Here is a 26,487-nt window from a genome sequence, read left to right as displayed (position 1 = left end):
TGGCTTAATCTGCTGTATTTGAATTATTTTGTCCGACTCTGGCGCGAACATACGCAAGGTCAACCGCAACATACTCCGGGCCCTTAAACAGGCTGCTGCCAGTCATCGCCCCCGGCCAGTTGTCCGGGTCGGATTTCCATATTGTACCGTCGGGCATTGGAATTTCGAGAACATTGTCATATCCCTGTCCATGTGTCTCAATCAGTTCCAGATCGCCGCAAATACCTGCCTTGAAGATAGGACCACGCGCCGGACGCGGGTTGCTTAGCACACCGGGCCAGGCATCGAACACCGACGGATAAGTCGCGTGGTTGCACAAATCACCGGAAAATCTCACACCACGATCTTCATCTCGTCCCAGATCAAGTTCTTCAACCGGCCCGAACAAGGTTTGGTCCGCAGACATCAGATTGATAGGTAATGTCGTAAGGTCTGCATAACCAATGGCGTTTCGTCGGTTCTTCCACAGCATGGTAGTGCCCTTTTTCACGTATTTCTGGCGCAGGAAAAAGCTGTTGTGGAAACATTCGAACGGAAGGCTTGGTTGCGCGTGTGTAGCCTTGCCGAATTTGAACACGGCACCACCATTGTTTTCATCACCTTCTGGCCCCGGACGGCTGTCGAACCAACCTCGGTTACCAAAATAATACCAGTAGCCGCCAGCCAGATTATCCTGCGAGAACAGCTTGTGGCAGTTGTAAAACTGATTATAGGCCACCCACCAGCCAATAGCCGTTGCCTCCGGCTCCACCGGGTTATCGCGGACGAAGCTGAACCGGTTATTTATAATCCGGACATTGCGGTTAAAACTGCCGATTGGCTTTTGCAAATTGGCTACGGAGACATCCATCCGGATCGCGTTATAGCAATGTCGAATGTCATTGCCACGGATGATGATGTCACCAGCAATGTCATCCGCACCGAAGAAGGCACCGTTGAGATATCGATATGGAGCTTCTTTGCCCGGTGTGATTTCGCCGTCATGGATCATCGCCCAGTCAAGATATCGCCACATCACGTCATCCTGAATCCAGTCGCAGTTTTCGACGATGATGTGCGATGTATGTTCGCCTGTTGCATAGAATGCATATGTCCCGCCCCTGATCTGCAAGTTTTTAAAGATCAGATCGTTGCTGTCGCGAATATAGACGGCACTAGGCCATGCACGTTCAATCCGGATATTGTCGAGGCGAATATGTCGTTTCCCGATAATTCGAAACGCGGCATATCTGACGTTGCCGGGATCGGTGGCGGATATTTCAGGATTTGGCGGGCGTCTGCCATCAATGACCGCACCATACTCACCCCGAATGATAACCGGTTGATCTTCGAGGCCGCTGGTCGGGATATCAACCGGTTCGGGAAGAAAATAGTTACCCGGCAGCAAGCGGATCAGATCGCCAGGAGCGCAATCGGCTACGGCCTTGTGCAGCGTTGCGGTTTCCCGCCATTCACTATCGACCCAATGCCGTCCTCCATCCGGCGAGACATAAACCATCCTGAGCATTCCACGTCCCCTTCTTATCCCGAACTTTCCCGATATGCGTTACATTTATCAGGCTTGTATTTTTCCTGCAGGCACGCCATATCTGTTGCTGTTTCGTGTCCTTCGGATCAAAATGCAGCAATCAAGCCAAACAGCCATAAAGGCAGTAAACGCATTCAACCGTGATTGGCCACTATTCGGCCCGTCACGGCGTTTTGCGTTATGTCTTGTCGCCTGTGCGCTTGTGATGTTTAGCGGTGGTTTAACAGTTACCGCCCAGTCGTTTTCCGATGCTGCAACTTTCCCCTATCCGTTCAATAGCGTCAATCACGATAGCCGCCCGTCGCAAGCGGTCCTTCCGATAGCAACGGATCGAGCTGTTATTGGCAATCGCCAAAACCCGGATGACACGCCAGCGCATCAACCGACATTCCCCGATGATACAGCAGCATTCGCATCCATCGCGGTTCATGCGTCAGGACATTTTACGAAACGCCTGCTTTCTGTTGGCCAGATCGCCAGCCAACGTGCCGCAATCCTGCCATTTGCCCCACGTTCCCCGCCTTTTGCGGCCTGATTTTCGGGTTAACAATATCGCGGCAAAATAACGCCGCTTTTCCAGAAACATCAGGTGACAGCAATACCGGGCATTTGATCGCCCGGATTCCTTGCTGTCCGGAGTTCATTTTTCATGCGTACATCAAGATGGCGTGTCGTTGTCTATGCCCTGATCCTTCTGACAGGTTTTCTGACCGCCTTGCCAAACCTTTTCAGCCCGGCGCAGCTTGCAAACTGGCCCTCATTTTTACCCGCTCGACAGGTTGCACTTGGCCTTGACCTTAAAGGCGGATCGCATCTGGTTCTGGAGATTGATACGGCCGCAATGATCGCAGAGCGGCTTGAAATAGCACGTGACGACGCGGCAACAGCCCTTCGCAAAACCCATATAGATGCAAATAGCGTCCGGATCAGCAATGATCAGGTGGTAATTACTCTGTCCGATGGTCGTGAACATGATGCAGCCCTTGATGCACTGAAGGATTTCACCTCCGCACAGGTCGAAACACCGAGACACGGCGCGACATCCGAATTCCTGATGACCACGCCGTCGGATAACAGTATTCATATCGCGCTGAGCGATCAGGGTATTCGCAATCGCGTCGATGCCAGTGCCCAGCAAAGTCTTGAAATCATTCGAAGCCGTATCGACCAGATCGGTGTCTCTGAACCGACAATCCAGCGCATCGGCAGTGACCGCGTTCTGGTGCAGTTACCCGGTATTCAGGACCCGTCGCAGGTTCGGCAGTTGCTTGGCAGTACGGCGAAGCTCGGATTTTATATGCTGGCCGAAAATGCCGGTACCAAAAATAGAAACACTACCGTTCTGACATTGCGTGACAAGGATGGCCAAAGCTATCACCTGCGTCGCACACCGGCCCTTTCCGGTGACCACCTAACCGATGCGCATGCCGGGTTCGAGCCACAGAGCCATCAGCCGGTTGTCAATTTCCGGTTTGATACGGCCGGTGCAGCAAAGTTCGCCGATATCACGCGTGCCAATGTCGGAAAACCGTTTGCCATTGTTCTGGATAACGAGGTCCTTAGTGCGCCGGTCATCCGCGAGGCCATTACCGGCGGATCGGGCCAAATCAGCGGCAATTTCACCGTCGGCGAGACTGTTACGCTTTCGGCACTTTTGCGTGCAGGTTCACTTCCCGCACCGATGACTGTAATCGAAGAACGGACCGTTGGCCCGGACCTTGGCGCTGATGCCATCGAGATGGGGCTTTATACCGGCCTGATCGGGTTGGCACTGGTCACCGGATTGATGTTTTTCCTGTATGGGCGATGGGGTATGATCGCCAATCTGGCACTTGGCCTTAACGTCATGCTGACATTCGGCGCACTGAGCCTGATGGGAGCAACACTGACCCTGCCCGGTATTGCCGGGATTGTGTTGGGTATCGGCCTTGCCGTTGACGCCAACGTTCTGATCAATGAACGTATTCGCGAGGAAACGAAAAAGGGACTTTCGGCATTTATGGCACTTGATGCCGGTTTCAAGCGGGCCTATGCCACGATTGTTGACTCCAACATCACCACCCTGATTGCCACCGCTCTTTTGTTTGAATTCGGATCCGGTCCGGTGCGCGGCTTTGCCATTACCATGGGGCTTGGCATTCTGATTTCGATGTTTACGGCTGTTGCCGTTGTTCGGGTCATTATGACCGAAATCGTCTGGCGCAAGCGTATGAAGACGCTGATCATCGAACCGCTTTGGCGGTTCATGCCCGAAAAGACCGGCATTTCATTTATGCGCGCGCGTTTTCTGGGCATTGGCATGTCGCTTTTGCTTTCGGCTATCTCGATTGGTCTATTTATCAAACCCGGCCTGAATTACGGCGTTGATTTCAAGGGTGGTATCCAGATCGAAGTTGCAGGCGACAGCACGGAAACGGGTGGCAAGGCTCTTGATCTCGCATCCTTGCGACAGGGACTTTCGACGCTCGGACTTGGCGATATTAGCCTTCAGGATATAGGTACAAACGGGCATATCCTGATCCGGGTTGAACGCCAGCCGGGAGGCGAACAGGCACAGACCACCGCAGTTGAAGCCGTAAAGAAAGCGGTGCAATCAATTGATTCATCAGCAGATTTTAAGCGCACCGAAGTCGTCGGACCGAAAGTCAGTGGTGAACTGGCGCAATCGGGCATCAGTGCCGTGATCTTTGCCAGCCTTGCGATGCTTGGGTATATCTGGTGGCGGTTTGAATGGCCATTTGCGGTTGGCGCGATTGTGACCCTGATACTTGATGTGACCAAAACCATCGGCTTTTTTGCGATTATGGGGCTTGATTTCAACCTGACAGCCATTGCAGCCCTGCTGACCCTGATCGGTTATTCAGTGAATGACAAGGTGGTAGTCTATGACCGGATGCGTGAAAACCTGCGCCTTTATCGAAAAATGCCGATGCGTGAAATCATCGACATGTCGATCAACCAGTCGCTCGCGCGATGCCTGTTCACGTCGCTAACCACATTACTTGCCATGTTGCCGATGGCAATCTGGGGTGGCAGTGCAGTCGAAAGTTTTGCCGTAGCGATGGTATTCGGGGTCGTGATCGCGACAACATCGTCGATCTTTATCGCCGCTCCGATTCTGCTGTTCCTTGATACATGGCGGCAAAAACAGCGCCAGAAGCACTTGGCCAATAGTGAAATGCATGATCAGCCTTTGTCTGAACCGTCCAGCTGATTTCACATGCTATGGTGCCGCCAGAATCGGTTTTACAGTCATTATTCTGGCGGCACCTGCTATCATATCTTTTTAAATATTTTATGAAATATTTAATTTCAATGGATTGACCAGACTAGAATACGGTTTTAGGTTTCAGTATCAATTTTGAAACACAGGACAGATACATGTCGCTTTCCGTACGTTTGGTCACTGCCTCCGTCTTGTCGCTCGCCCTGCTTGGCACTGCGCATAGTGCGGCACAGGCCCATTTCCAGAAAATGATCCCGTCAACCAATGTGGTGACACAGGAAACCGGCCGTGATGTGACATTTGATCTGACCTTTACACATCCAATGACCAATGGTCCGGCCATGGAGATGGCGATGCCGCTGCAATTCGGCGTGCAAACCGGCGGACAAAAGTCAGATCTGCGCAGCAGCCTGAAACCAAAAAAGGTTGATGGTAAATCCGCTTTTGACGCCGAAGTTTCCCTGCCCCGACCGGGGGGTTACGCTTTTTATGTCGAGCCGGTGCCTTATTTCGAACCGTCCGAAGGCAAGTACATCATCCAGTACACCAAGACGATCATAGATGCCTTTGGCTCAGGTGAGGAATGGGACCAGATGGTCGGCTTCCCGGTCGAGATAGAGCCCCTGACCCGCCCCTATGGCATCTGGGCCGGTAATGTGTTTAGCGGAATCGTCCGACACAACGGCGAACCGGTACCGTTTGCCGAGGTTGAGGTTGAATATGCCAATGACGGCAATATCACACTTCCGAACGACAGTTTTTCAACACAGGTCATCAAGGCCGATAGTAATGGTGTTTTTACCTATGCCATGCCACGTAATGGTTGGTGGGCGTTTGCTGCCCTGATCGAAGATGGCACGATGGCGGCTCCCGGATCGGATGATCAGGTTCCGGTCGAACGCGGCGGTGTTATCTGGGTCAAAGCCGACACAATGGACTGATGTTCCAAGCAGCACGATCGAATTGTCATACTTATTTATAAAAAATATGAAACCCGCTTGACTTCGCGACTGAGAAATCGCTACGCTTTCCAGGTAGGCTTCATAGCCTTTCTGCCCCACCGGAATAAAATGAATGCGCCGTTCTATCCGTTTACAGGCCTGCCTGTGAGCTGATGGATTGCAAATGCGCTTTACAGGGATTTGACCATGCACATCGTCGACGGAGCCCTATCGAGTGAAGTCGTTGTGACCGGCGCGGTTCTTGCTGTTGTCGGCATCGGTTACGGACTTCGTAAAATCGATATTGATGCGATGCCCCGCGTGGCGATGATGAGTGCGGTCTTCTTTGTTGCTTCGCTGATCCATGTTCCTGTCGGGCCAAGCAGTACGCATCTGATCGTCAACGGTTTGGCGGGTTTGATGCTGGGCTGGTCTGTTTTCCCGGCGATATTCATCGGACTGTTGTTACAGGCGATTTTCTTTGGTTTCGGCGGTATTACCGTTCTGGGTGTCAATACAATCAATATCGCCCTGCCCGCCGTTTTGCTGTGGTGGCTGGTTTCGCCGTTTCTGGCACGTGCCGATGGTAAGGCGGTCTTGCTGGCGGGGTTCGTCGCCGGGTCTGGGGCCATTGCCCTTTCAAGCATGTTGGTCGGCCTGTCTCTTGCAGCCAGCGGACAGGAATTTATTCCGACGGCAAAGCTTGTGATCATCAGCCACATACCGGTAATGGTGGTTGAAGGCATCCTGACGGCAGCTGCCGTACATTTGGTCAAAAAAGTCCGTCCGGTCATGCTGACACCCGCCGGTTCGCTTCGAAGCGTTGCCTGACCGATGCCTCGACTTTCCGCTTTATATGCAATTACCGTTCTGATCGGCGCGCTCTTCATATACGGCAATGCCCAGGCACACAGCCTGCATGTTTTTGCGATGGGAAGCGGCGACGTCATCGACGGCTATGCCTATTTCGGGGGGGGTGTCCGGCCGCACGATGCAGAAATTCAGCTTCTCGACGGTACAGACCGCGTTATCTTTGCCGGAAAGACCAATGATCAGGGCGAATTCAAACTACGCGTCAGTCACCGGCAGGATTATGTCATCGAAGCCAATTCCGGTGACGGTCATATCGCCAGCTTCAAAATCAATGGTAATGAGCTTTCCGATCATTTGCCGTCAGGTAACGAAGACATCAATATCGACGTCAGCCAGATTGACACGGCGTCATCCTTCCAAAGCGAAAAAACACGCACCTCATCGACAACCATCGCTATGGATCGTTCCAACGCGATGATCACCCTTTCGCGGGACGAGTTGGATAGCCTGGTTGACGCGGCTGTATCCCGCCATTTCCGGCCCTTGCGCGAACAGCTAGTCGCTTATGAGGATAAAGTCCGGTTTTCCGATCTTCTGGGCGGCATCGGTGTCATCGTCGGAATATTCGGGGCCTTTGCATGGTTCCAGGCCGCAAGATCACGCTCCAATCAAGAGAATAAAAAAACATGATCAGGGCAACAAATGTCCTTGTGCCGTCACGATCCAATTCGGTTCTGTCACGGATTGATCCACGATTTCGTTTACTCGCTGCTCTCGCGCTGATCATAACCGCTGTCAGCTTTTCAAGCTGGCAACCATTGACAATGCTCGTTCTGGTAGCTGTGATCCTCACCGGTTTTGCCAAACCCGACTGGCCCAGAACGCTTAAAATGGTTTTGGCCATGGATGGTTTCATCCTTGTGATGCTGATCATGCTGCCCTTTACCGTTCCCGGTCAGGTGATGTTCATCATCTGGGGTTTTGGCGCCAGTTATCAGGGGCTGTTTCAGGCTGTGCTGATCGCGCTTAAGGCAAATGCCGCGATCCTTGTTCTGATCGCACTGGTGGGTGGAATGGATGCGATCCTTCTGGGCCGAGGTTTGCAGGGGATTTACGTCCCGGCAAAGCTGGTGACGCTTTTCATGTTCACCATTCGCTATATCGATGTTTTGCGGCGCGAATATCTGCGCCTGCGGCTTGCCATGCGGACACGCGCTTTTGTCGCGCGCAACAATCGCCATTGCTGGCGCAGTTTCGGATATTTGCTGGGGATGCTGCTGGTACGCGGTCATGATCGTTCGGAACGCATTCTTTGGGCAATGAAATGTCGTGCCTATCATGGCCACATGCATTTCGGTTCCCTGCCCCGGTTAAGTCCACAGGATTATCTGTTTGCGACCGCGATCATTCTTTTCACCGGTGCTTTGATCGGGTTGGAGGTCGCATGTCCGGCACTGATCTGATCACTGTCAAAAACCTGCATTTCACCTTTCCCACCGGACGCAAGGTGTTGAATGGTGTGGACCTGTCCCTGTGCGCCGGGGAAAAACTGGCACTTCTGGGGGCAAATGGTGCAGGCAAAAGCAGCCTTCTGCATTGTTTGATGGGACTGGTGCCTGTGACAAGGGGTGAAATCTGTCTTCTTGGCAAGATATGCTGGTCCGAGGCAGAATTCCGCGCCATTCGCGGCCGGGTCGGATTACTGTTTCAGGATTCCGATGACCAGCTTTTCTGCCCAACCGTTCTTGAAGACGTTATGTTTGGCCCGCTTAACCTTGGTCAATCACGCGATGATGCGCGAAAAATTGCACTGCAAACGCTATCCGACCTGGGGCTGGAGGGATTTGAAAACCGGATCACCTATCAGCTTTCCGGTGGTGAAAAACGGCTGGTGGCACTTGCAACCGTACTGTCAATGTCGCCCGAAATTCTGCTGCTTGACGAACCAACCAACGGGCTCGATGCCGATGTTGAAAAACGTCTGATCGAAATTCTGCGGTCCCTGCCACAGGCGATGCTGATCATTTCACATGATCGGCCGTTTCTTGATCAGGTCGCAACGCGTTCAGTCCGCCTTCAGGACGGCATCTTATCCCAAGCCTGACTTGCTGCCACCTGCGTACTCCCCTATGCTGCCGCAACATCAAAAAACGGGAAACGCCCCATGAAACCTGAATCCATCCTCGTTTTCTGGTTCAAGGAACTAGAACCAAAACAATGGTTTGAAAAAGATATTGCGTTTGATCGTCATGTTGCGGAACGCTTTGCCGATTTTCATGCCGCCGCGGCAGCCGGGGAGCTATATCGCTGGCGCAAAACCGCACATGGCCGACTGGCGGAAATCATCATTCTTGATCAGTTTTCACGCAACATCTATCGCGACACACCCCATGCCTTTGCGACCGATGCGATGGCACTTGTTCTGGCTCAAGAGGCCGTTGCTCAGGGATTCGACGCCAAATTGACCAAACCTGCGGAAAAATGCTTCCTCTATATGCCTTATATGCATTCGGAATCAGAATCGATCCACGAAGTTGCACTAAAATTGTTTGACCAGCCTGGGCTGGAAAAAAATCATGACTATGAAATCAAGCACAAACAGATCATTGATCGTTTCGGTCGCTATCCCCATCGCAATGCAATTCTTGGCCGGGAATCCACCCCGGAAGAAGCAACCTTCCTGAAAGAGCCCAATTCTTCGTTCTGAACATCAAAAAAGGGGATGGCCCAGACCATCCCCTTCCAACTTCGCCTCAAGACCAACAGAGGTCAACCGACCTTGCGGTCACGCTTGCCCCACCAACCTTCGACCAAGGCCTCGGCCTCGTCCATATAATCGGCTTTGCCCGCCAGAAACGCGCCCATTGCCGCACTTCCTTTGATGCGCGCGATAGCGGCGCTGTCTTCGACCTCCCCGCGCCAGACGGCCAGAAAATGCTGCAAGGTCACCGGGCTATTATCTTCATCATCCTTTTCGATCCGCCCCAGAAGTGCCGGCCAGCGAATATCGCTAAGCACGCCATTATCCAGCATACGAAGATCGACATGCTTGAAGGGTGTGCGTTCCGCCTCGCCGCCGCCACCCTTGATCACGCCAATGCGTGGCAGCTCCAGCAGTTTGCCGGTTTCCCGGTGGACATCAAGAAACGCCGGATGAAATACTCCAAGAAACGCCGCACCCGCCTGCAACGGATTAAGCAAACGCAGCAGGGTGTTGACAGGACTGCGCAGTCCCAGCAAGGGCCGCAAACCAATCAGTTCCTGAAGTTTCGGGTGAATATGGCGCAATGGCAAATAGGCAAAGCCCTTCGATGCAATATCGGAACGCGCCTCGTCAGCCGACATCGCCAAGGGCAGCTTCAGAGCCTTGACCGCGGCCTCGGTCCCGACACCATTGGTCAGATGCGAATTATAACCATGCATCAGAACCGGAATACCATTGCGTGACAGCAACATAGCCGACAGTACGAACCACGGCAACCCGCGTGAACGCCCTGCCGCATAGGACGGCCAATCAAGCATCGGATGACATTTTTCCGGAAGCAGGCTTTCGTCATCAAGTTCAAGCCGGGCAGCCTTGCGTACGGCTTCAATCATACCGGCCAATTCATCGGGCGTTTCGGCCCGGTAACGCAGCATCAAAAGAAACGCGCCCAGCTGGATCGGTTCCACCTCGTCGCGCAGGATCATTGAAAAGGCGTCAAATGCCTCTTCGCGTGTCAGGCTGCGTGAACGCCCCGGCCCACGGAAAAAGGTCCGCAGATAGCCGGAAAACGGATGAGCCTCCGGCAGATGATTGTCATCTTCAAGCTGCTCAAGATGATCGTCGGTCATACGATCGCACCTGTTCTGTTATCAGTCATGTTCGCGTGTAAAGACCCACTCGTTATCATTCGACTGATCTTTTTGATAGTGATAACCCTCAACATCGAACGATTTAAGGTCTTCGGGCTTTTCCAGACGGTGGTCGATCATGTAACGCGCCATCATGCCACGAGCACGCTTGGCCGAGAAACCAATGACCTTGCCAACGCCTGCTTTGACTTCCTTGAAGACCGGCGTGATCACCGGCCCCTCAAGCACATCCTTTCTCACCGACTTGAAATATTCATGCGACGCCAGATTGATCAGGCTGCGATCCGTGTGATCAACTGTAATCTCATTGATCTGTCTGGCAAGCTTGTCGCCCCAGAACGCATAAAGATCCTTACCTCGCGGGTTCGAAAGTCGCGTTCCCATTTCAAGGCGGTAAGGCTGCATCAAATCACGCGGTTTCAAAAGACCATAAAGGCCTGAAAGCATCCGGAAATGGTTTTCGGCCCAATCGATGTCTTTTTGATCCATCGTGTCGGCATCAAGCCCGACATAGGTATCACCGCGGAACGCGTAAATTGCCGGTTTGGCATTTGTCCGATCAAAAGGACGTGAAAAATGGGCAAAGCGCTGATAGTTCAGATCAGCAAGATTTTCGCTGATGCCCATCAGCTTTATCAGGTCGCTGCGGCTTTTTTTACGCGCGACTTCAACAAGTTGTTCGGTATCGTCAAGAAATTGCGGTTCTGAAACGGGCATTTCAGGTGCATCCGTTTCGAAATCAAGTTTCTTTGCTGGAGAAACAACAGCAAGCATTAAAACGCCTCTTCTCTTTCATCTCTGATCATTTTGTCGTAACAAGCCACAAGGCATGGAGAAAGTCTAGGGTCCAAGCCCATGTACACGTGTATATACGCCTGCACATCGGTTTGGACCCTTCACCTATTCCATAAATTTCTAATCTTGCAGAAAATCCGCAGCATACAACCCGGCTGTGGAAGAAAGGACGAGTTATGAGTGAACAAGTTCGCGCGTCGCACATTCTTCTGATGTATGCCGGTTCGGCACGTTCCAGTGCAACCCGCACCAAGGAAGAAGCGCTTACCGAAATCAATGCGCTCAAAGAGCAGATTGCAAATGGTGCTGACTTCGGTGAAGTCGCCAAGGCAAATTCTGACTGCCCGTCCGGTCAGCAAGGCGGCGACCTTGGATTCTTTGGCCGTGGCATGATGGTTCCGGAATTCGATGCCGCTGCTTTCAATATGGAAGTCGGCACCACGTCCGACGTGGTTGAAACCGATTTCGGTTACCACCTCCTGCAGCGCACCGCCTGATTGGTGATCGCCAAAATACCAAAGGGCTCGCAATAACTTGCGGGCCCTTTTTGATTTAGTGTTTTAGAAATTTCATCCATCAAAAATCAACCAACGGCGCGTCCAGTTCATACTCGCCCTTGTGATCCTCGATCTCCAGCACCCAAACATCGCGATCAAATTTCACCTGTTTGTGCCAATATTCGTCACAGGCGAATTCAGTCTCGCGCCCGCCGTCAGGTCCACCGGCTACCTTCATCCAGCCCATATCACCATCAAGTGTCGTTACCCGCGAATAGACATAACACCCCGCCGCAAAACGATTGAGCTTCAGTAGAACCGCACCGGCATCTTCGTTGCCCTTGTGCGCCACCATGGCCGTAATCAGCTTTGACTGACAGATTGCAATTTGCCCGCGCACCCAGATACCAGCCTTGAGCCTTGGCTGCATCACTGGCCATTCCGATTTGCTGTAACATTTTCCGGCATTTGCAGGATCAGGTTGGCATTGGGACAAATGCTTTCCCAGATTTCCCATTCCGATGGCTTGGCCGCCCCGAAATAGTCACCCTTTTTACCCAGCATATCGAAAATGATCTGAAAATGCAGATGCGGAATCCAGTCGCCATTAATCGGGAAATCGCCAAATGTGCACAGCAGATGATCTTTTTCGACCGGCTGGCCGACATATAATCCGTCAAGTGATTCACGGCTGAGATGCCCATACAACGTATAGAATGTCACATCCGGTTCCGGATTGTGTTCAAGGATGATGGTCGGCCCGTAATCAAGGTGCAGATTGTTATCATTAAAGCTGTGCACGACACCATCAAGTGGCACATAAACAGGCGTTCCCGCCGGGGCGAACAGATCGATGCCAAGATGCTGGCTGCGTGCCTCGCCATCATTTTTGAACTGATCGGATTGATAACATATCCGGTCTTCGCGATAACGACCGATCCCGACCGGCGCATGCGCATCGGCCATTTGCCGCCACATGATTTCGGTCTGCCCGGCCGGATCGCTGGTGCCACCAATCACCACGTCACCATTCACTGAAAAGTCATAAACAATTTTTGCACAGCTTTTCAGGTCGCAATCCATGATTGCGGCAAATTCTGCCTGATGGTCAATGATCCATTGGCGAAGACGTGATGCATCTTCCATCGGCTCCTGCCCATGTGCGTGACGATCAAGATAGGACTGAAAACGTGCAGACGCTTCATCAAGGATGGCTGTGGTCACAATGCTGGCTCCGGCAAAGAATAAAGGCAGGATGAAAACACCCTGCCTTTGCCTACATGATATTTTGCCACAAGGGCAAGCGCCAAGACTTACCAATTGGTGACTTCGTACTCGCACACGACATCGTCATCGTCAGTGTCAGTCAATGCCACCGTCAGACGACGCATCTGCGGATTAAAGCGTTTAACGAAGTTCAGAAGCACCAGAGCTTCTTCTGAAAGTTCGCCGGCATCTTCATCGTCTTCGTCAAGTTCGCAAAGTTCGACCAGTTCCAGGAACAGGGCCGCCATCGCACGTTTGACATCTTCGCCGCCCTTGAGCCCGCCTGTCAATTCACCAAGCGGTCCCAGATCGACATCAAGCTTGCGAAGCGTCTTGCTCATCTGGTCGATGGCATCTTCGTCCAGAACCATCTCGGCCGCGATCATATGCGTGCCGACTTCATTGATGTTCAGGAAGCCGATAAATTCGAACAGGTCGTCCTTGTTTCGGCCCTCGGCCAGAAGCTGTTCGGTGTGCGCTTCGAATTCTTCGAAGTCGATGTCATCGCCAAGATCGTTTTCGAGGTCGCTCATGTCGCTCTCCAGTGAAAATTTGCGCCGCTCATACTCCGTATCGGTGAAAAACACAACCCGCACCGGCTCATCAGGGATCAGACATGCATGGATCACAGACCGGAATGAATACAGGAAACATTAAAGCCGATTGCGAAGAAACATGTATCCTCATTAGGATGGCCGCCGCAGGTCTCAATGTTTTATGGTCGAAACAATTTCACAGACGGATCAGATTATGCCCGAATTTACGTTACTCGACATCGCCGCCGTCAGCTGGGCCTTTATCTGGTGGGTCGGTTATACTATTTTTGCCGATGCCAGTCCGCGACGGCGCAATTCAATTTCAGCCCATATGGCCCGCAATCGCCATCGCTGGATGGAACAGATGCTTCAACGTAATCTGCGCATGGTTGATACCTCCATCGCGGGCAACCTGATCACCGGCATCAGCTTCTTTTCATCGACCACCATTCTGGTCCTGATTGGTTTGATCGCACTTCTTGGCTACACCCAAAAAGCGATCCAGACGGTATCCGCCCTGCCCTTTGCCGTCGAAACGACGGCGGCAGTCTGGGAATGCAAGGTCGTTCTGCTGATTCTGATCTTTATCTATGCGTTCTTCAAATTCACATGGGCATTCCGTCTGTCGAACTATTGTTCGATCCTGATCGGTGCTGCCCCGGACCCGAGCGCACCCGATGCGGCCAGGGCAGCTGCCCGGGCATCACGCATGAGCATGATGTCGGCGCACAATTTCAATCGCGGCATTCGTGCCTATTTCTTCGCACTGTCAGCACTTGCGTGGTTCTATCACCCAATCGCATTTATCATTGGTGCCACATGGGTGACCCTGGTTTTGTACAATCGCGAATTTCGGTCCCACGCACTTGATATTCTTGGCGGTCATCACTGACACGAAAAAAAAGGCCGCATCAAGCAGCGGCCTTTTTGCATTTTTCTGTTTTCAAGCCGGTTGACGGAGGTAACGCAATGCATAACCGGCAAGAACAAGCATCACCAGCCCAACCGGCAATGCAGCGGAATACAGCAAGGTCGCCCAACCTGCCCCGGCATAGATCGAGCCAGCTGAGAGTGACGCAATCGCAACAGTGCCAAACACCACAAACTCATTGATCGCCTGTACGCGAGCCTGCTCGGCCGGTCGATAGTTTTCCGTAAGGAACGTCGTGGCGCCGACAAACATAAAATTCCATCCGACCCCGAGCAGCACAAGAGACGGCCAGAAGTTGCCGATCAGATCCTCGCCCCCGAGCCCAAACGCCAGACAGATCAGGTTCAGAACGGCACCGACCTGAATGATGGTAAGCGCGCCAAAGCGGCGGATCAGATTGCCGGTAAAGAATCCCGGCGCATACATGCCAACCACATGCCATTGGATGATGAAGGCGGCATCACCGAACTCGTAATTGCAATCAAGTATCGCAAGCGGTGTTGCCGTCATCACAAAGCTCATGACCGCATAGCCGAGCGCCCCTGCAATCATTGCGACGATCACCGGTGGTTGCCCTAAAACGGTTTTAAGCGGACGTGCGGGTTCATCATGCTGACGGCAACGTGCATCAGGCAGGCGCAACTGCCCGATCGCCAGCACCAGAAGCACCTGCAAACAGATCAGAGCTACGAAAGTCCCCAGGAACGGCACCGTATCAAACCAGTTGCGCGCAAAACTTGCGAGGTTCGGTCCGACAAAGGCCGCGGCAAACCCACCCAGCATGGTCAGCGAAATCGCCCGCGAACGGAACTCTGGCGGGGCGGCCTCTGCGGCAGCAAAACGATACTGCATGGCAATGGCATTGGCAGACCCGATACAGGCACATGCCACGCACAGAAGCCAGAAACTGCCGAAATAAACCGCCCCCATGCCGGAAACAGCGCCCAACATGCCAATCAAGGATCCGATCCAGAACCCCGTGCGACGGCCAAACCTGTTCATCATTAATGCCGAAGGGGCGGTCGTTGCCATCATCGCGATCATGGTGAAGGCCACCGGTAACGTCGACAGTGATTTATCCGGCGCCAGCGAATAACCGATCACGGCGGCAACGGTAAACAGCAGGGACATCGCACTGGCTGACAACGCAACGCATAAACTCAAAAACAGAATGTTTCGACGCACTTCGGGGCTGGACATGTGGGGCTTACCTTATCAGGCTTTGGCGTGGTGGCGCCGTTTCAATCAGGTATTTTGGAAACCTACAAAAACAAGGAACTGCTGTAAAATCTTAACCGGGTTGCGGCTTGCCCTGCTCTCTTTTGGTGCTATATTGGCCATATCAATTAACGGGATAGCATCAATGCACGGCATCGCCGACAAAAAATTGATGGAATGCGCAATCGCTGCACGTCTTCCGGGCGTCGCGGCTTTTTGTGCTGTTTCCCCGGTCGCTTTTTTCAAAGAGCGAACTTGACCTCATCCTGAAATTCCTTTTCTTGTGCCTAAAGCCCGCGTAAACATGCGGGTTTGAAAAATGCGCACATGACATTTATGCCCGCAGATAAAGCAGAGTTGAGCCAGACATGATTGCCCTCACCCTTCCGGACGGCGCCGTACGCGAATTTGACGGCCCTGTATCGGGTTTCGATGTTGCCAAAAGCATCAGTCCCTCGCTGGCAAAGAAATCCTTTGCCATCATCGTTAACGGCGAATTGCGCGACCTGTCGCGCGAAATCGACACTGATGCCGTCATCGAAATCGTAACCAAGGGACACAAGGAAGTTCTGCCGCTGATCCGGCATGACTGCGCCCATGTCATGGCCGAAGCGGTTCAGGAACTGTACCCGGACACGCAGGTCACCATCGGCCCGTCCATCGAAAACGGTTTCTATTACGACTTCGCCCGCAAGACGCCCTTTACACCGGACGATCTGATCAAGATCGAAAAGCAGATGCACAAGATTGTCGAGCGGAACGAGAAAATCGAACGCGAAGTCTGGGATCGTGATGAGGCGATCAAATTCTTCCTCGACAAGGGCGAAGACTACAAGGCCGAGATCATCCGCGATCTGCCGGAAACCGAAACGATCACCTGCTATCGCCAGGGCAATTTCATTGACCTGTGCCGTGGCCCGCATGCGCCGTCCACCGGCAAGATCGGCAAGGCCTTCAAGCTGATGAAGGTTGCCGGTGCCTATTGGCGTGGCAACTCGGATAACGAGATGCTGCAGCGTATCTATGGCACCTGCTGGGAAACGCAGGAAGACCTTGATGCCTATCTGCACATGCTTGAAGAAGCCGAAAAGCGTGACCATCGCCGCCTTGGCCGCGAAATGGACCTCTTCCACATGCAGGAAGAAGCGCAAGGTTCGGTTTTCTGGCACGACAAGGGCCTGAAACTGTATCGCAAGGTCGAAACCTATATCCGTGAACGTCTTGATGCCGAAGGCTATCAGGAAGTCCGCACGCCGCAGCTTGTTGACCGTATCCTTTGGGAAAAATCCGGCCACTGGGAAAAGTTCCGCGAGAACATGTTCACCACGACCCCGGATGAAGGCGACCCGGAAAAGGTTCTGGCACTCAAGCCAATGAACTGCCCGTGCCATGTTCAGATTTTCCGTATGGGCAGCAAGTCCTATCGTGACCTGCCGCTGCGTATGGCGGAATTTGGCTGCTGCCATCGTAACGAGCCGTCCGGCGGCCTGCATGGCATCATGCGCGTGCGCCAGTTCATTCAGGATGACGCGCATATCTTCTGCACCGAAGACCAGATCGTCTCGGAAACCAAGATTTTCTGTGACCTTCTGAAATCGGTTTACAAGGATTTCGGCTTTACCGACATCCTCGTCAAATTCTCGGACCGTCCGGAAGTCCGTGCCGGTTCCGATGAAATCTGGGACAAGGCGGAAACCGCCCTTCGCGAAGCTGCTGAAGAAGCCGGTCTGACGCTTGAAATCAACCCGGGCGAAGGTGCATTCTACGGACCGAAACTTGAATTCGTCCTGCGTGATGCGATTGGCCGTGACTGGCAGTGCGGCACGCTTCAGGCCGACTTTGTTCTGCCCGAACGCCTTGATGCGTCCTATATGGGTGAAGATGGCGAAAAGCATCGCCCGGTCATGCTGCACCGCGCGATCCTTGGCTCGCTTGAACGCTTTATCGGCATTCTGATCGAAAACTATGCCGGTCGCCTGCCGCTTTGGCTCTCACCTGTTCATGCCGTGATCTGCTCGATCACCAACGAAGCCGACAGCTATGCAGAAGAAGTTAAAAAATCGCTGCAAGCCAAAGGCTTGAACGTTGAACTTGATCTTCGCAACGAGAAGATCAGCTACAAGGTTCGTGAACATAGCCATGCCAAAATCCCGCTGATCCTGGCCCTTGGCAAACGCGAAGCAGAAGAAAAAACCGCTTCGGTCCGGCGTCTCGGTTTCCAGCATCAAAAAACCATGGGGATAGCGGAATTGGCAGAATCAATGGCAGCTGAAATCCGTGATCGCGTGATCGAAACGGATTTCTAACCTGATGATCCCGATACTAAGCGATGAAGGCCCGTGGCAAATGTTGCGGGCCCTTTGCATTCTAGATAACCGCAGGCTTCGTTGATGATTCACCCATGATCAATTATTTCAGTCTTTTATAATGCAATGATTTCACCAACTCGTGACTTCAATTAACGCAAAGTTATGCTAAATCCGAAACTGAAATCGCGTCCCCAACGTAGCTGACGCATGTGACCATTCCGGAAAAGGTAGCGACAATGAATTCTAAAGATAAAATCCGATATTGTGTTGCATCGTTGATAATTGCGTTTGCGTTAGGCACAGCATCCTCATCCGCCATTGCCATGGGAAGTGGCAGCAGCTGGGGCAGCGATACACCGGATCTTTCGAGTGTGACTGAAATGATCGATGCCGGGAAATATGATACGGCCATTGATAGCCTGGAAACCATGCTTGAAGATGATCCGAAAAACGCTGATCTTCTGAACTATCTCGCCTATAGCCAGCGTAAATCCGGCGATTTTGACAGTGCAGCACAGAATTACGAGCGTGCATTGATGATTGATCCGGAGCATAAAGGCGCGCTGGAATATCAGGGTGAGCTTTTCCTGCAGACCGGAAAGCCCGACATGGCACGCGAGAACCTTGCACGACTGGAAAACGTTTGCGGCATGGATTGTGCCGAATACAAAGAACTTGCTGCAAAAATCCCGCAATAGTTTGGTGGATACCCGAAAAATCGGTCAAAACTATTCGTTAGGATAGCTTTGCAAATTGGATGTTTACGACCATGTATTAGCCCACTTTGGGTAATACATGGAACTGGGTTTTGCCGATGTCTGATGCTGTGATGCGTAAAAGCTATACTGTTGCTGTCGTTCGCAGTACCGGACAGCAAATGGAACTGGAAACAGTTTCAGATTATCAAAGCGCGATAACATCAGCTAAAAACGCATTGGCAAACAACAACAATACCGAAGTCCGTGTCATCGAAAGCAAGTATGACGATGCGACCAAACGCGATAAAAAGCAGGTTGTAAAAATCCTTACCCGTGAAAATAGCCACGGGAATGGTGGCAATAGCGCCTCAAAATCGCGGGGCCAGAAGACCGCCGTAAGCCGTGAAGCCGCCAGTCAGGCAAGCAAAAGCATCGTCAATATCGTATTGGCGATTACGGTTCTTGTTCTTCTAGCCGGAATTATAATCCCCCTGATAAGCCGCTGATCAACCCGATCTCTGTTTTCCGGGCAATCCGCAGATATCGGAACTTCAGACGATAAATCAACCGTCTGTTTTCGCTGACTGCTTGACAGTGTTCCGTCCGATTGCAAAATTGGCGAGGTCCATGTCATGGACGCTTCGGCAGATCAAAGGGAAATCAGGTGCAAATTGAACAATAAAAGCGCCAAATCCGCCATATCGTCACGCTGGAAATATGGCTGTCTGTCGATGGCCCTGTTTGCCCCTTTGCTTTCCGGATGTTCAAGCGACGATATGATGTCGCTTTTTACCGATAATAATTCCCCGGAACAGATAACCATAAGCGATAATTCCGGCGAGCTTGCAACGGCAGCAACCACGTTATCAGGCATTGATAGTGCCGCGTGCGGCCTGTTTTTTGGCGCGCCCGCCCCCGGTGCAGCGCCTGTCCGGTCGCTGGCTGTCGATAACGCTGAGGAACCCGTTTCACTTCTGGGAGATCCAGCATCGGACCTGCGCCATGCCCTTGCACTTGATCTGTCACTTGAACATGCCAAGGCGCGCCGCCTTTATCTTTGGCTGACCGCAGCCGACCCCAATGCATCGACCACGATTAATTGCGGCAATGGCATCATGCTGACCGGATCAATCACCAGTCTTGCCCAAAAACGCCTGGAGGCCTTGGACACCGATAATCCGGATCTTGCCCGTTCGCGCGAAATTGATGCCGTTGTCGCATCTGCAATCGTTGCCCCCGGTCCTGAGCTTCCTGATCCGCCATCCGTGCAAAGGAATCGTGATTTTTACAAAAACACAATTCCCGTAAATGCTCCGCCCGAAGATTCGACAGGGCCCAGACCCGTTATGGAAATGGATGTCAGCAGCAATACCGCGCGCCTGACATCGGTCGACAGGCCAGCCAGACAAATAGCATCCCCAGCGTCAAAAACAGTACCTATGGCTGTTGCCAACGAACCTGCAGCACCGCGAACAATCAAAGGTGACGCGATGAAACCAAGTGCGTCGAACAATGCCCTGTTGTCGACGACACACCCGGTTGAAAGCGGTACGCTCGAACTGGCCGATGAGACACCTGCCACCAGCAGCACCTTGATAGAAGTGCCGATGGTTGACCGGGCAGAGGTGCAGCCTGAACCCTTGAGAGTGACAAACGTACCGGAAACAGCTCCGGATCCGGCTCCGCGTTCGGCATCTGTATCGAGGCAATCACAAACGGCCACGATATTGCCTGCATATTATACAGTACAACTGGCGGCCTACCGCTCGCGGGAAATGGCCGAATCACGTTGGCCGCGGTTTCAAGAGATGGGCGATGGTATTCTAAGCGGAGCAGACCACGAAGTGCAGAGCATTGCGATAGAAGGCAAAGGTCTGTTCTTTCGTCTGATGACGGGACAATATGCCAGCCAGTCGGAAGCACAATCGGCCTGCAACGGACTGAAACGCGCAGGCATTGACTGCCTGATCCGCCAAATAAACCCCTGATGCCGTGCAGCCAGCCAACGATATTATGAGCTGGTTTTATTTTTTGGCGATGAAGCGATGCCGGATGATTTATTCGTCCACAGGCCGAAGGCCCGGTGACGATGAAGGGCTTCTGGCCGTGTCTTGCGCCCATGTCTGCGAAGAAAGCTCGGAAGGCGTGACAAAACCGCCTCTATCTTGCTGTTATGGCGGTAATATCGCCAACGCAGATACTGGATAAATCGCCTGGTGCGTTTTGATCCGGCGGCCAGCATCGGTATGCCGATTGCGATGAAGACCATTCCAAAAAATGGGGGTGGCAAGGGCAGGAATACACACCCAATAAGCAGGCTGATCACCCCGCCAACCATCAATAGCGTCGATTTCCAGTATCTTGAGCGTGACAAACCGGCGACATCCAGGGAAATGGGTGTATAGAGTTCAGATTATTACCGCCTTGAGGGGCCTCGCCAAAAGAAGGTTCAAAGACAATTTCCCGTGAAGACAATTGCCAAAGCGCCGATCTGGGTTAAATTGCTGATCAAAGTATCAACACAAGTCAGGTTTTTGACATGTTCTCTTCGACTGCCCCCGAAAAAATTACTATTCCGTCTGCTGAAAGCGCCCTGCCCGGTCGCACAGAAAAGTTGCAGGTTGCCGACCGCCATATCGTTACCGGCAATCCAATGACGGGACCGTTCCCCGACAACCTTGAAATAGCTGTGTTTGGCATGGGATGTTTCTGGGGTGCGGAACGCCTGTTCTGGAAACAGGATGGTATCTATACAACGGCTGCCGGTTATGCGGGGGGCTATACTGAAAATCCGACATATCGTGAAGTTTGCAGCGGCTTGACCGGCCATGCCGAAGTTGTTCAGGTGGTTTACGACCCGGCTGTGATTTCCTATCAGGCATTGCTTCGGCTGTTCTGGGAAAATCACAATCCGACCCAGGGTATGCGCCAGGGCAATGATATTGGCACCCAGTATCGTTCCGTGATCTATACTTTCAATGATGAACAGAAAGAAGCGGCAATTGCATCAAAGCAGAATTATCTTGCTGCTTTGAAATCGGCCGGTCACAACGCGATCACCACCGAAATCAAAGATGCGCCGACTTTCTTCTACGCCGAAGATTTCCATCAACAATATCTGCAGAAAAACCCCGATGGTTATTGCGGCCTTGGTGGAACCGGTGTTTCCTGCCCGGGAATGTAAATGTAACCTGTGTTTTTCAGTCAGCCTGCAGTTAAGCAACACAGGTTGACTGGAAGCAGACGGGCCCGAACATTGATATGTCCGACAACGGCTTTGTTAATCAAGCCGCATCGTGAACAGGTAAATTCGTTCAGACAGGCATCCCGCCATACTCGCGGCTGAGGTCAGCACAAACCCGGCGCACTTTCAGGCCAAACTGTTCGATCCGGTCATTTGGAATGCGCGCGGCCGGCCCTGAAAGTGACAAGGCAGCAATCGGCAATCCGGTTTCATCGCGAACCACACCGGCAACGCAACGCAGCCCAACCGCATGTTCCTCGTCATCAAGGGCATATCCGCGCCGTCTTGACTTATCCAGATCGGTTTTAAGCGTATCCTCGCTGATCAGGGTGCGTTCTGTGATTTTTGGCAATCCATGCTGTGTTATGATGGCGCTGACTTCTTCATCGGGCAAAAACGCAAGCAGCGCCTTGCCCACCCCCGAGCAGTGCATCAGCGCACGCCGGCCCGGTGTCACCAATGCACGCATCATCTTGCGGCATTCCACCTGTGTTAGAAAAATGACTTCTCCACCATCGGCCACAGCCAGGTTTACCGTCTCGCCACTGTCTTCCATGAGGGCACGCATGTAAGGGCGGGCGATCTGGCTTAAATTGCGGTTTTTGGTGAAGGCATTGCCAACACTGAAAGCCTGCACACCGATTGACCAAAGGGTTCTTTCGCCATCGAAAGTAACGTAGCGTTCATGCTGCATCGTTGTCAGCAACCGGTGAACAGTTGAAGGCGGCAGATGCACCTGATGGGCAATTTCGGTCAAAGTCATTCCATACTCGCTGTCGGCAAGCGTGTTCAGAATGCTGATCGCCCTTACCAATGACTGAACCTGCTGCATGCAGATCATCCTTCCGGTCGCAGGCTTCGATGCCTTAGGAACTGATATATCGTAATGTTATGGGATTGGCGTCACGCGCGCACGGACTTTTCGCGCATCCAGACCAAAGTGGAATATGCAATCAGATAAGTGGTCGCTACCGCAAAGGACAGGAGCGTCCCGATATTGATTCCCCAAAGCGGATAGGTCACCGTCACGGCCAGAATATAAATCCAGAGTGCGCCCATCCCCCTTGGGAAGTTGCGGATCACGGTATGCAATGGACCGGTCCCATAAGACACATGCAGGATCAGCATCATCGGATAAAGGGTTACGGGGAAACCGGAAAACAGCCCGGCCCATTTTGGGCCGATCCAGGCGGCGATGCCACTGATCCCAAGGACAATCAACGATGCGAGGACGGCGCGAAATAAAACCACACGTCTTGTCAGTCGCACCCGGTTCAGAATGCGGACATTCTCGATCCCCCGAAACAGGATCAGGGCCGCGATCATGGCAATCAGCAGGGTAACGGCCCCGGAAAGACGGGTAAACGCAATCTGCTGACAGATCCATGATACGAACATGAATGCGCCGAATGCTGCAAACGAGCTTATCGGCAACTGAACGATCAAGCTCCGGCTGATCAACAACCGGGATGCCATGTAATATGCATAAAGGAAGGCAAGCGTTGCGATCAATCCCGGCAAGGCATAGACCGCACTTTCCGATGCAAAGGCAATCCCCTGCTCCAGCCCGATGAAATACAGCAGAATTGCCGTCCCGAGCGGATATCCGGACAATACTCCTGCGGCGCGCGGACCTGCCCGCTCGGCAAGGATAGACAACCCCAGCACAACAGAAATGGATACTGCAAGCTTGGCAAACAGCAACGTCACAGGAACCTCCCGGAATTTATTTTAACAATTCATCGATGAATTGTCGTAATATTATTTTTACCGCTATCCCCTTTTTCCCTATGGCGCAAGCCCGAACCAATTTCAGAGCCTTTTGACGGTCATGTTAACCGGTAACAAAAAAGCAGGCCCCGAAGGTACCCGCTTTTTATTCTGCCTCTACCAACAGGCCCGGTTTAGCAGTCTGCTAGGAGGCCTCAGCAAGTTTCGGTGCCGGTTTATCCCCATTCCTTGACGCATTCCGTGATTGCTGGACAATCACCCCGCGCCAACCGAGCCCCTGATAGGTTTCATAACCCGGCGTCAACGCATAGGCGACAAGCGCGCCATCCGCCAAAAGATAAGAGCCGCGCTTTGGGTCTTTGACCTCCAGCTTCATCTGTTCAGACAAAACACCCTGACCATCCGAGGCCGCAATGATGCGATTTTTGGAATCAATCAGCATTACACGCGTGCGTGCGCGCTCTTCATCACTGAAATTCAGCGCCTTCACAACCATAGGTGCCTGATTTTCCCAATCAAAGAATACCCCCATGACACCGATAACGTCTCCGTCGGCTTTGCCGCCACGCCGCACAGCGGTCGCATAGGTCGCTGTTGCCGCATTGCCAAGAAGCTCGTTGCGCGCAATATCTGCAACCGCATATTCCCCGCCATTCCGGCACCGCATGGCATCGCGGAACCACGGCATATGGCTGATATCCGTCCCGACAAGACGATATTTATCCGGGCGTCCGGTGGCAATGATACGCCCATTGCAATCGGCCACCCACAAATCCAGATAGACGGTGTAGGAATCAAGAATCACGCCCAGACGCTGTGATGTATGGGCTGCAATCTCGCCATTGTCGGGATTTTCACAGACATCGACAACGGCACCGTCCGTGGCCCACCAGCGAACATCGCAGGATCGTTCGTACAAGTTGCGATCCATAAGCTCGACAATATATCGCGACAAATCCGAGAACCGGTCACCGCGCGCCGTCTGGGCAGTACGCTCAAGATCAAGTGCCAGCCTGTCGAACATCTGCTCAAGCTCTTCGGTGATCACGGTTACCCGCTGCGAAATTTCTTTTACCTCGTTAGCAACAACGCCAAAACCGCGTCCGACTTCCCCCGCACGTGCAGCTTCGATTAGTGCATTCAGCGCCAGCGTCCTCGTCGCCCGGGTCACTCCTTTAATTTCCGTGATCTTCTCGTTGGCAAGCTGCGACATGTCTGTTGCCACCTGCAAAATTCGTTCAGGCATTCCTGCAAGCTCCACTTGTGAAATTCGGCTTCACCCTGTGCTGATGCATTTTTTTTACGCATCATTCTTATGCGTGCAATTTATATGCAATTAATGCGTAATTGGTTAATGAAAAAATGCTTACATAACAGTATTTCGATCATTTTTCGGTCAGACCGGACCAAACAAAAAAGGACAGGATAAATCCTGCCCTAAAATTCAACCCTTGATATGTTTGATATCCAAAACATCTGATCAAATGCCCGCGAAATGCAATACAGCATCAAACAACAGCTTCAGACCGGTCACAAACAGCAATGTATAACACACCCGGTAGAACAGCTTTGCATTCACCTTGTCATGCGCCCAAAGCCCAAGCCACGTGCCAAACAATGCCACCGGAACCAGAACCAGCGCGGTACCAAGATTGGCACCACCGAATTGCCCCAGATACCAGTACGGAATCAGTTTCACATAATTGACAACGATAAAGAACATGACGGTCGTACCGACAAAAACCGTTTTGTCCATTCGCTGCGGCAACAGGAACACGGAAACCGGCGGGCCGCCGGCATGTGCGACAAAGCTGGTAAAACCGGCGATGGTCCCCCAAAATGATCCCTTGGCCCAATTGGCAGGCCTGGCTTCATCGCCACGTTTCTTTCCGCGAAACCAGTGATCAAGCGTAAAGCCGATGGCAATCAGGGCAATGATCAGCTTCACGGCATATTCATTCAGATAGCTGAAGGATAATGTGCCGATCAGGATACCGAGAAGTGCGGCCGGTATCAGGATCATCATGTTGCGCCGATCCCAGTTCTTTCGATAGGCCCAGACATTAGCAACATCCATCAGGCACAATATCGGCAGCATGATCGCGGCGGCAGCCTGCGGGGACAATGCAAGCGCCATGAGCGGCACAGCCATCACACCAAGCCCGCCACCAAAACCGCTTTTTGACACACCGGCAATCAAAACCGCCGGAATCCCGACAAGATAGAAGAAGGGATCAGTGATAATTTCCATGAAATCGTCCTGTAGGAAGCTAATCGTGCCTGACACCCGTCGAAACGACAGGTCACTTTTCGGTCAGGCGCGGCATCAGTTCGACGAAATTGCAAGGCCGGTGTCGAATGTCGAGCTGATAGAACAGGATATCATCCCAAGCATCCTTGCAGGCACCATTTGATCCCGGCAGGGCAAACATGTAAGTCCCGCCCGACACCCCGGCGGTTGCGCGCGACTGAACGGTAGATGTGCCAATCTTTGCATATGAAAGCCAGCGAAACAATTCGCCAAATCCCGGTATTTCCTTGTCGTAGACCTTCTGATGGGCTTCGGTTGTAACGTCGCGCCCGGTAACGCCAGTCCCGCCCGTGCTGATGATCACGTCAATTTCGGAATCATCACACCACTGCCTGAACTGCGATACAATCGCATCGAAATCATCTTTTGCAATGCTGCGTGCAGCGACCTTGTGCCCCTTGGCCTCTATCCGCTCGACAAGGATTTGGCCAGATGTATCATTTTCCAGCGTTCTGGTGTCGCTCACCGTCAGAACGGCAATATTTACAGGTACAAATACGCGGCTTTCGTCGATCCTGGACATGGCAATAACTCCGGATGGTGGCATCATTGGCGACAGAGTAATCAGCATATTGACAAGCGCAAGCC

The 26,487-nt window shown here is 52.5% G+C and carries 29 protein-coding genes; 16 read left to right on the top strand and 13 right to left on the bottom strand.

Going from position 1 to position 26,487, the window contains the following annotated elements:
• Window positions 1–4 precede the first annotated feature (4 nt).
• Window positions 5–1,507: a hypothetical protein gene (locus LG297_RS09500; protein WP_404426669.1), complete on the bottom strand. Its 1,503-nt coding sequence runs from the start codon at window positions 1,505–1,507 to the stop codon at window positions 5–7.
• 112 nt (window positions 1,508–1,619) lie between these two features.
• Between LG297_RS09500 and LG297_RS09495 the strand changes: the two genes are divergently transcribed.
• The 8 genes from LG297_RS09495 (at window position 1,620) to LG297_RS09460 (ending at window position 9,215) form a co-directional block, all read left to right on the top strand.
• The gene (locus LG297_RS09495; RefSeq protein WP_404426668.1) at window positions 1,620–2,063 is read left to right on the top strand and encodes a hypothetical protein; all 444 of its coding nucleotides are present in this window, start codon (window positions 1,620–1,622) and stop codon (window positions 2,061–2,063) included.
• 114 nt (window positions 2,064–2,177) lie between these two features.
• The gene (gene secD / locus LG297_RS09490) at window positions 2,178–4,742 is read left to right on the top strand and encodes a protein translocase subunit SecD (RefSeq protein WP_404426667.1); all 2,565 of its coding nucleotides are present in this window, start codon (window positions 2,178–2,180) and stop codon (window positions 4,740–4,742) included.
• A 167-nt stretch (window positions 4,743–4,909) separates the two neighbouring features.
• Complete coding sequence (locus LG297_RS09485) at window positions 4,910–5,695, top strand: DUF4198 domain-containing protein (RefSeq protein WP_404426666.1); 786 nt, start codon at window positions 4,910–4,912, stop codon at window positions 5,693–5,695.
• Window positions 5,696–5,902: 207 nt separating this feature from the next.
• Window positions 5,903–6,526: a cobalt transporter CbiM gene (gene cbiM / locus LG297_RS09480; RefSeq protein WP_404426665.1), complete on the top strand. Its 624-nt coding sequence runs from the start codon at window positions 5,903–5,905 to the stop codon at window positions 6,524–6,526.
• Window positions 6,527–6,529: 3 nt separating this feature from the next.
• On the top strand, window positions 6,530–7,198 hold the full coding sequence (locus tag LG297_RS09475; RefSeq protein ID WP_404426664.1) for a hypothetical protein: 669 nt from the start codon (window positions 6,530–6,532) through the stop codon (window positions 7,196–7,198).
• Window positions 7,195–7,971 (top strand): cobalt ECF transporter T component CbiQ, encoded by a 777-nt coding sequence (cbiQ, locus tag LG297_RS09470; protein ID WP_404426663.1) that lies wholly within the window; start codon window positions 7,195–7,197, stop codon window positions 7,969–7,971. The genes LG297_RS09475 and cbiQ overlap by 4 nt, the downstream gene beginning before the upstream one ends.
• Window positions 7,953–8,612 (top strand): energy-coupling factor ABC transporter ATP-binding protein, encoded by a 660-nt coding sequence (locus LG297_RS09465; RefSeq protein WP_404426662.1) that lies wholly within the window; start codon window positions 7,953–7,955, stop codon window positions 8,610–8,612. The genes cbiQ and LG297_RS09465 overlap by 19 nt, the downstream gene beginning before the upstream one ends.
• A 60-nt stretch (window positions 8,613–8,672) precedes the next feature.
• Window positions 8,673–9,215, top strand: coding sequence for a DUF924 family protein (locus tag LG297_RS09460; protein ID WP_404426661.1), 543 nt, complete (start codon window positions 8,673–8,675; stop codon window positions 9,213–9,215).
• A gap of 62 nt (window positions 9,216–9,277) precedes the next feature.
• On the opposite strand, the gene LG297_RS09455 is transcribed toward LG297_RS09460, so the two are convergent.
• Both LG297_RS09455 and yaaA read right to left on the bottom strand, forming a co-directional pair.
• Window positions 9,278–10,342, bottom strand: a complete 1,065-nt coding sequence (locus LG297_RS09455) for a glycosyl transferase family protein (protein ID WP_404426660.1) — start codon at window positions 10,340–10,342, stop codon at window positions 9,278–9,280.
• A 21-nt stretch (window positions 10,343–10,363) separates the two neighbouring features.
• Window positions 10,364–11,137 (bottom strand): peroxide stress protein YaaA, encoded by a 774-nt coding sequence (gene yaaA / locus LG297_RS09450; protein WP_404426659.1) that lies wholly within the window; start codon window positions 11,135–11,137, stop codon window positions 10,364–10,366.
• A gap of 176 nt (window positions 11,138–11,313) precedes the next feature.
• Between yaaA and LG297_RS09445 the strand changes: the two genes are divergently transcribed.
• The gene (locus LG297_RS09445; protein WP_404426945.1) at window positions 11,314–11,655 is read left to right on the top strand and encodes a peptidylprolyl isomerase; all 342 of its coding nucleotides are present in this window, start codon (window positions 11,314–11,316) and stop codon (window positions 11,653–11,655) included.
• Between the two features lie 79 nt (window positions 11,656–11,734).
• On the opposite strand, the gene LG297_RS09440 is transcribed toward LG297_RS09445, so the two are convergent.
• From LG297_RS09440 to LG297_RS09430, 3 genes are all read right to left on the bottom strand, one after another.
• Window positions 11,735–12,085: a DUF1491 family protein gene (locus tag LG297_RS09440; RefSeq protein WP_404426658.1), complete on the bottom strand. Its 351-nt coding sequence runs from the start codon at window positions 12,083–12,085 to the stop codon at window positions 11,735–11,737.
• The gene (locus LG297_RS09435; RefSeq protein ID WP_404426657.1) at window positions 12,085–12,879 is read right to left on the bottom strand and encodes a peptidoglycan DD-metalloendopeptidase family protein; all 795 of its coding nucleotides are present in this window, start codon (window positions 12,877–12,879) and stop codon (window positions 12,085–12,087) included. The genes LG297_RS09440 and LG297_RS09435 overlap by 1 nt, the downstream gene beginning before the upstream one ends.
• A gap of 89 nt (window positions 12,880–12,968) precedes the next feature.
• Window positions 12,969–13,454 carry a hypothetical protein gene (locus LG297_RS09430; RefSeq protein WP_404426656.1) on the bottom strand — a complete coding sequence of 162 codons (486 nt, stop codon included), beginning with the start codon at window positions 13,452–13,454 and terminating at the stop codon, window positions 12,969–12,971.
• Window positions 13,455–13,671: 217 nt separating this feature from the next.
• On the opposite strand from LG297_RS09430, the gene LG297_RS09425 reads away from it, so the two are divergent.
• Complete coding sequence (locus LG297_RS09425) at window positions 13,672–14,349, top strand: DUF599 domain-containing protein (protein ID WP_404426655.1); 678 nt, start codon at window positions 13,672–13,674, stop codon at window positions 14,347–14,349.
• Window positions 14,350–14,400: 51 nt separating this feature from the next.
• Here LG297_RS09425 and LG297_RS09420 read toward each other — a convergent pair whose 3' ends face one another.
• Both LG297_RS09420 and LG297_RS09415 read right to left on the bottom strand, forming a co-directional pair.
• Window positions 14,401–15,588 (bottom strand): MFS transporter, encoded by a 1,188-nt coding sequence (locus LG297_RS09420; RefSeq protein WP_404426653.1) that lies wholly within the window; start codon window positions 15,586–15,588, stop codon window positions 14,401–14,403.
• Between the two features lie 45 nt (window positions 15,589–15,633).
• Window positions 15,634–15,852 carry a hypothetical protein gene (locus LG297_RS09415; protein ID WP_404426652.1) on the bottom strand — a complete coding sequence of 73 codons (219 nt, stop codon included), beginning with the start codon at window positions 15,850–15,852 and terminating at the stop codon, window positions 15,634–15,636.
• Between the two features lie 122 nt (window positions 15,853–15,974).
• Between LG297_RS09415 and thrS the strand changes: the two genes are divergently transcribed.
• From thrS to msrA, 6 genes are all read left to right on the top strand, one after another.
• Complete coding sequence (gene thrS, locus LG297_RS09410; RefSeq protein WP_404426651.1) at window positions 15,975–17,912, top strand: threonine--tRNA ligase; 1,938 nt, start codon at window positions 15,975–15,977, stop codon at window positions 17,910–17,912.
• A 383-nt stretch (window positions 17,913–18,295) separates the two neighbouring features.
• The gene (locus tag LG297_RS09405) at window positions 18,296–18,613 is read left to right on the top strand and encodes a tetratricopeptide repeat protein (protein ID WP_404426944.1); all 318 of its coding nucleotides are present in this window, start codon (window positions 18,296–18,298) and stop codon (window positions 18,611–18,613) included.
• 116 nt (window positions 18,614–18,729) lie between these two features.
• A complete protein-coding gene (locus tag LG297_RS09400; protein ID WP_404426650.1) occupies window positions 18,730–19,119 on the top strand; it encodes a hypothetical protein in 390 nt (129 codons plus the stop codon).
• Between the two features lie 165 nt (window positions 19,120–19,284).
• Window positions 19,285–20,601 (top strand): SPOR domain-containing protein, encoded by a 1,317-nt coding sequence (locus LG297_RS09395; RefSeq protein ID WP_404426649.1) that lies wholly within the window; start codon window positions 19,285–19,287, stop codon window positions 20,599–20,601.
• Window positions 20,602–20,829: 228 nt separating this feature from the next.
• A complete protein-coding gene (locus tag LG297_RS09390; RefSeq protein WP_404426648.1) occupies window positions 20,830–21,018 on the top strand; it encodes a hypothetical protein in 189 nt (62 codons plus the stop codon).
• Window positions 21,019–21,152: 134 nt separating this feature from the next.
• Window positions 21,153–21,797, top strand: a complete 645-nt coding sequence (gene msrA, locus LG297_RS09385) for a peptide-methionine (S)-S-oxide reductase MsrA (RefSeq protein WP_404426647.1) — start codon at window positions 21,153–21,155, stop codon at window positions 21,795–21,797.
• Window positions 21,798–21,927: 130 nt separating this feature from the next.
• On the opposite strand, the gene LG297_RS09380 is transcribed toward msrA, so the two are convergent.
• The 5 genes from LG297_RS09380 to moaB all read right to left on the bottom strand — a co-directional run bounded on the left by LG297_RS09380 (window position 21,928) and on the right by moaB (window position 26,422).
• Window positions 21,928–22,689 (bottom strand): IclR family transcriptional regulator, encoded by a 762-nt coding sequence (locus tag LG297_RS09380; protein WP_404426646.1) that lies wholly within the window; start codon window positions 22,687–22,689, stop codon window positions 21,928–21,930.
• A gap of 71 nt (window positions 22,690–22,760) precedes the next feature.
• A complete protein-coding gene (locus LG297_RS09375; protein ID WP_404426645.1) occupies window positions 22,761–23,567 on the bottom strand; it encodes a hypothetical protein in 807 nt (268 codons plus the stop codon).
• Between the two features lie 205 nt (window positions 23,568–23,772).
• Complete coding sequence (locus LG297_RS09370; RefSeq protein ID WP_404426644.1) at window positions 23,773–24,834, bottom strand: methyl-accepting chemotaxis protein; 1,062 nt, start codon at window positions 24,832–24,834, stop codon at window positions 23,773–23,775.
• A 234-nt stretch (window positions 24,835–25,068) separates the two neighbouring features.
• Window positions 25,069–25,839 carry a sulfite exporter TauE/SafE family protein gene (locus LG297_RS09365; protein WP_404426643.1) on the bottom strand — a complete coding sequence of 257 codons (771 nt, stop codon included), beginning with the start codon at window positions 25,837–25,839 and terminating at the stop codon, window positions 25,069–25,071.
• A gap of 52 nt (window positions 25,840–25,891) precedes the next feature.
• Window positions 25,892–26,422, bottom strand: a complete 531-nt coding sequence (gene moaB, locus LG297_RS09360) for a molybdenum cofactor biosynthesis protein B (protein WP_404426642.1) — start codon at window positions 26,420–26,422, stop codon at window positions 25,892–25,894.
• Window positions 26,423–26,487: the final 65 nt, after the last annotated feature.

The sequence above is a fragment of the Thalassospira australica genome, from assembly GCF_044790785.1.
Lineage (GTDB): Bacteria > Pseudomonadota > Alphaproteobacteria > Rhodospirillales > Thalassospiraceae > Thalassospira > Thalassospira australica_A.
The sequence above is the reverse complement of the archived record's forward strand: the minus strand, read 5'-3'. Positions and strand labels throughout refer to the sequence as shown.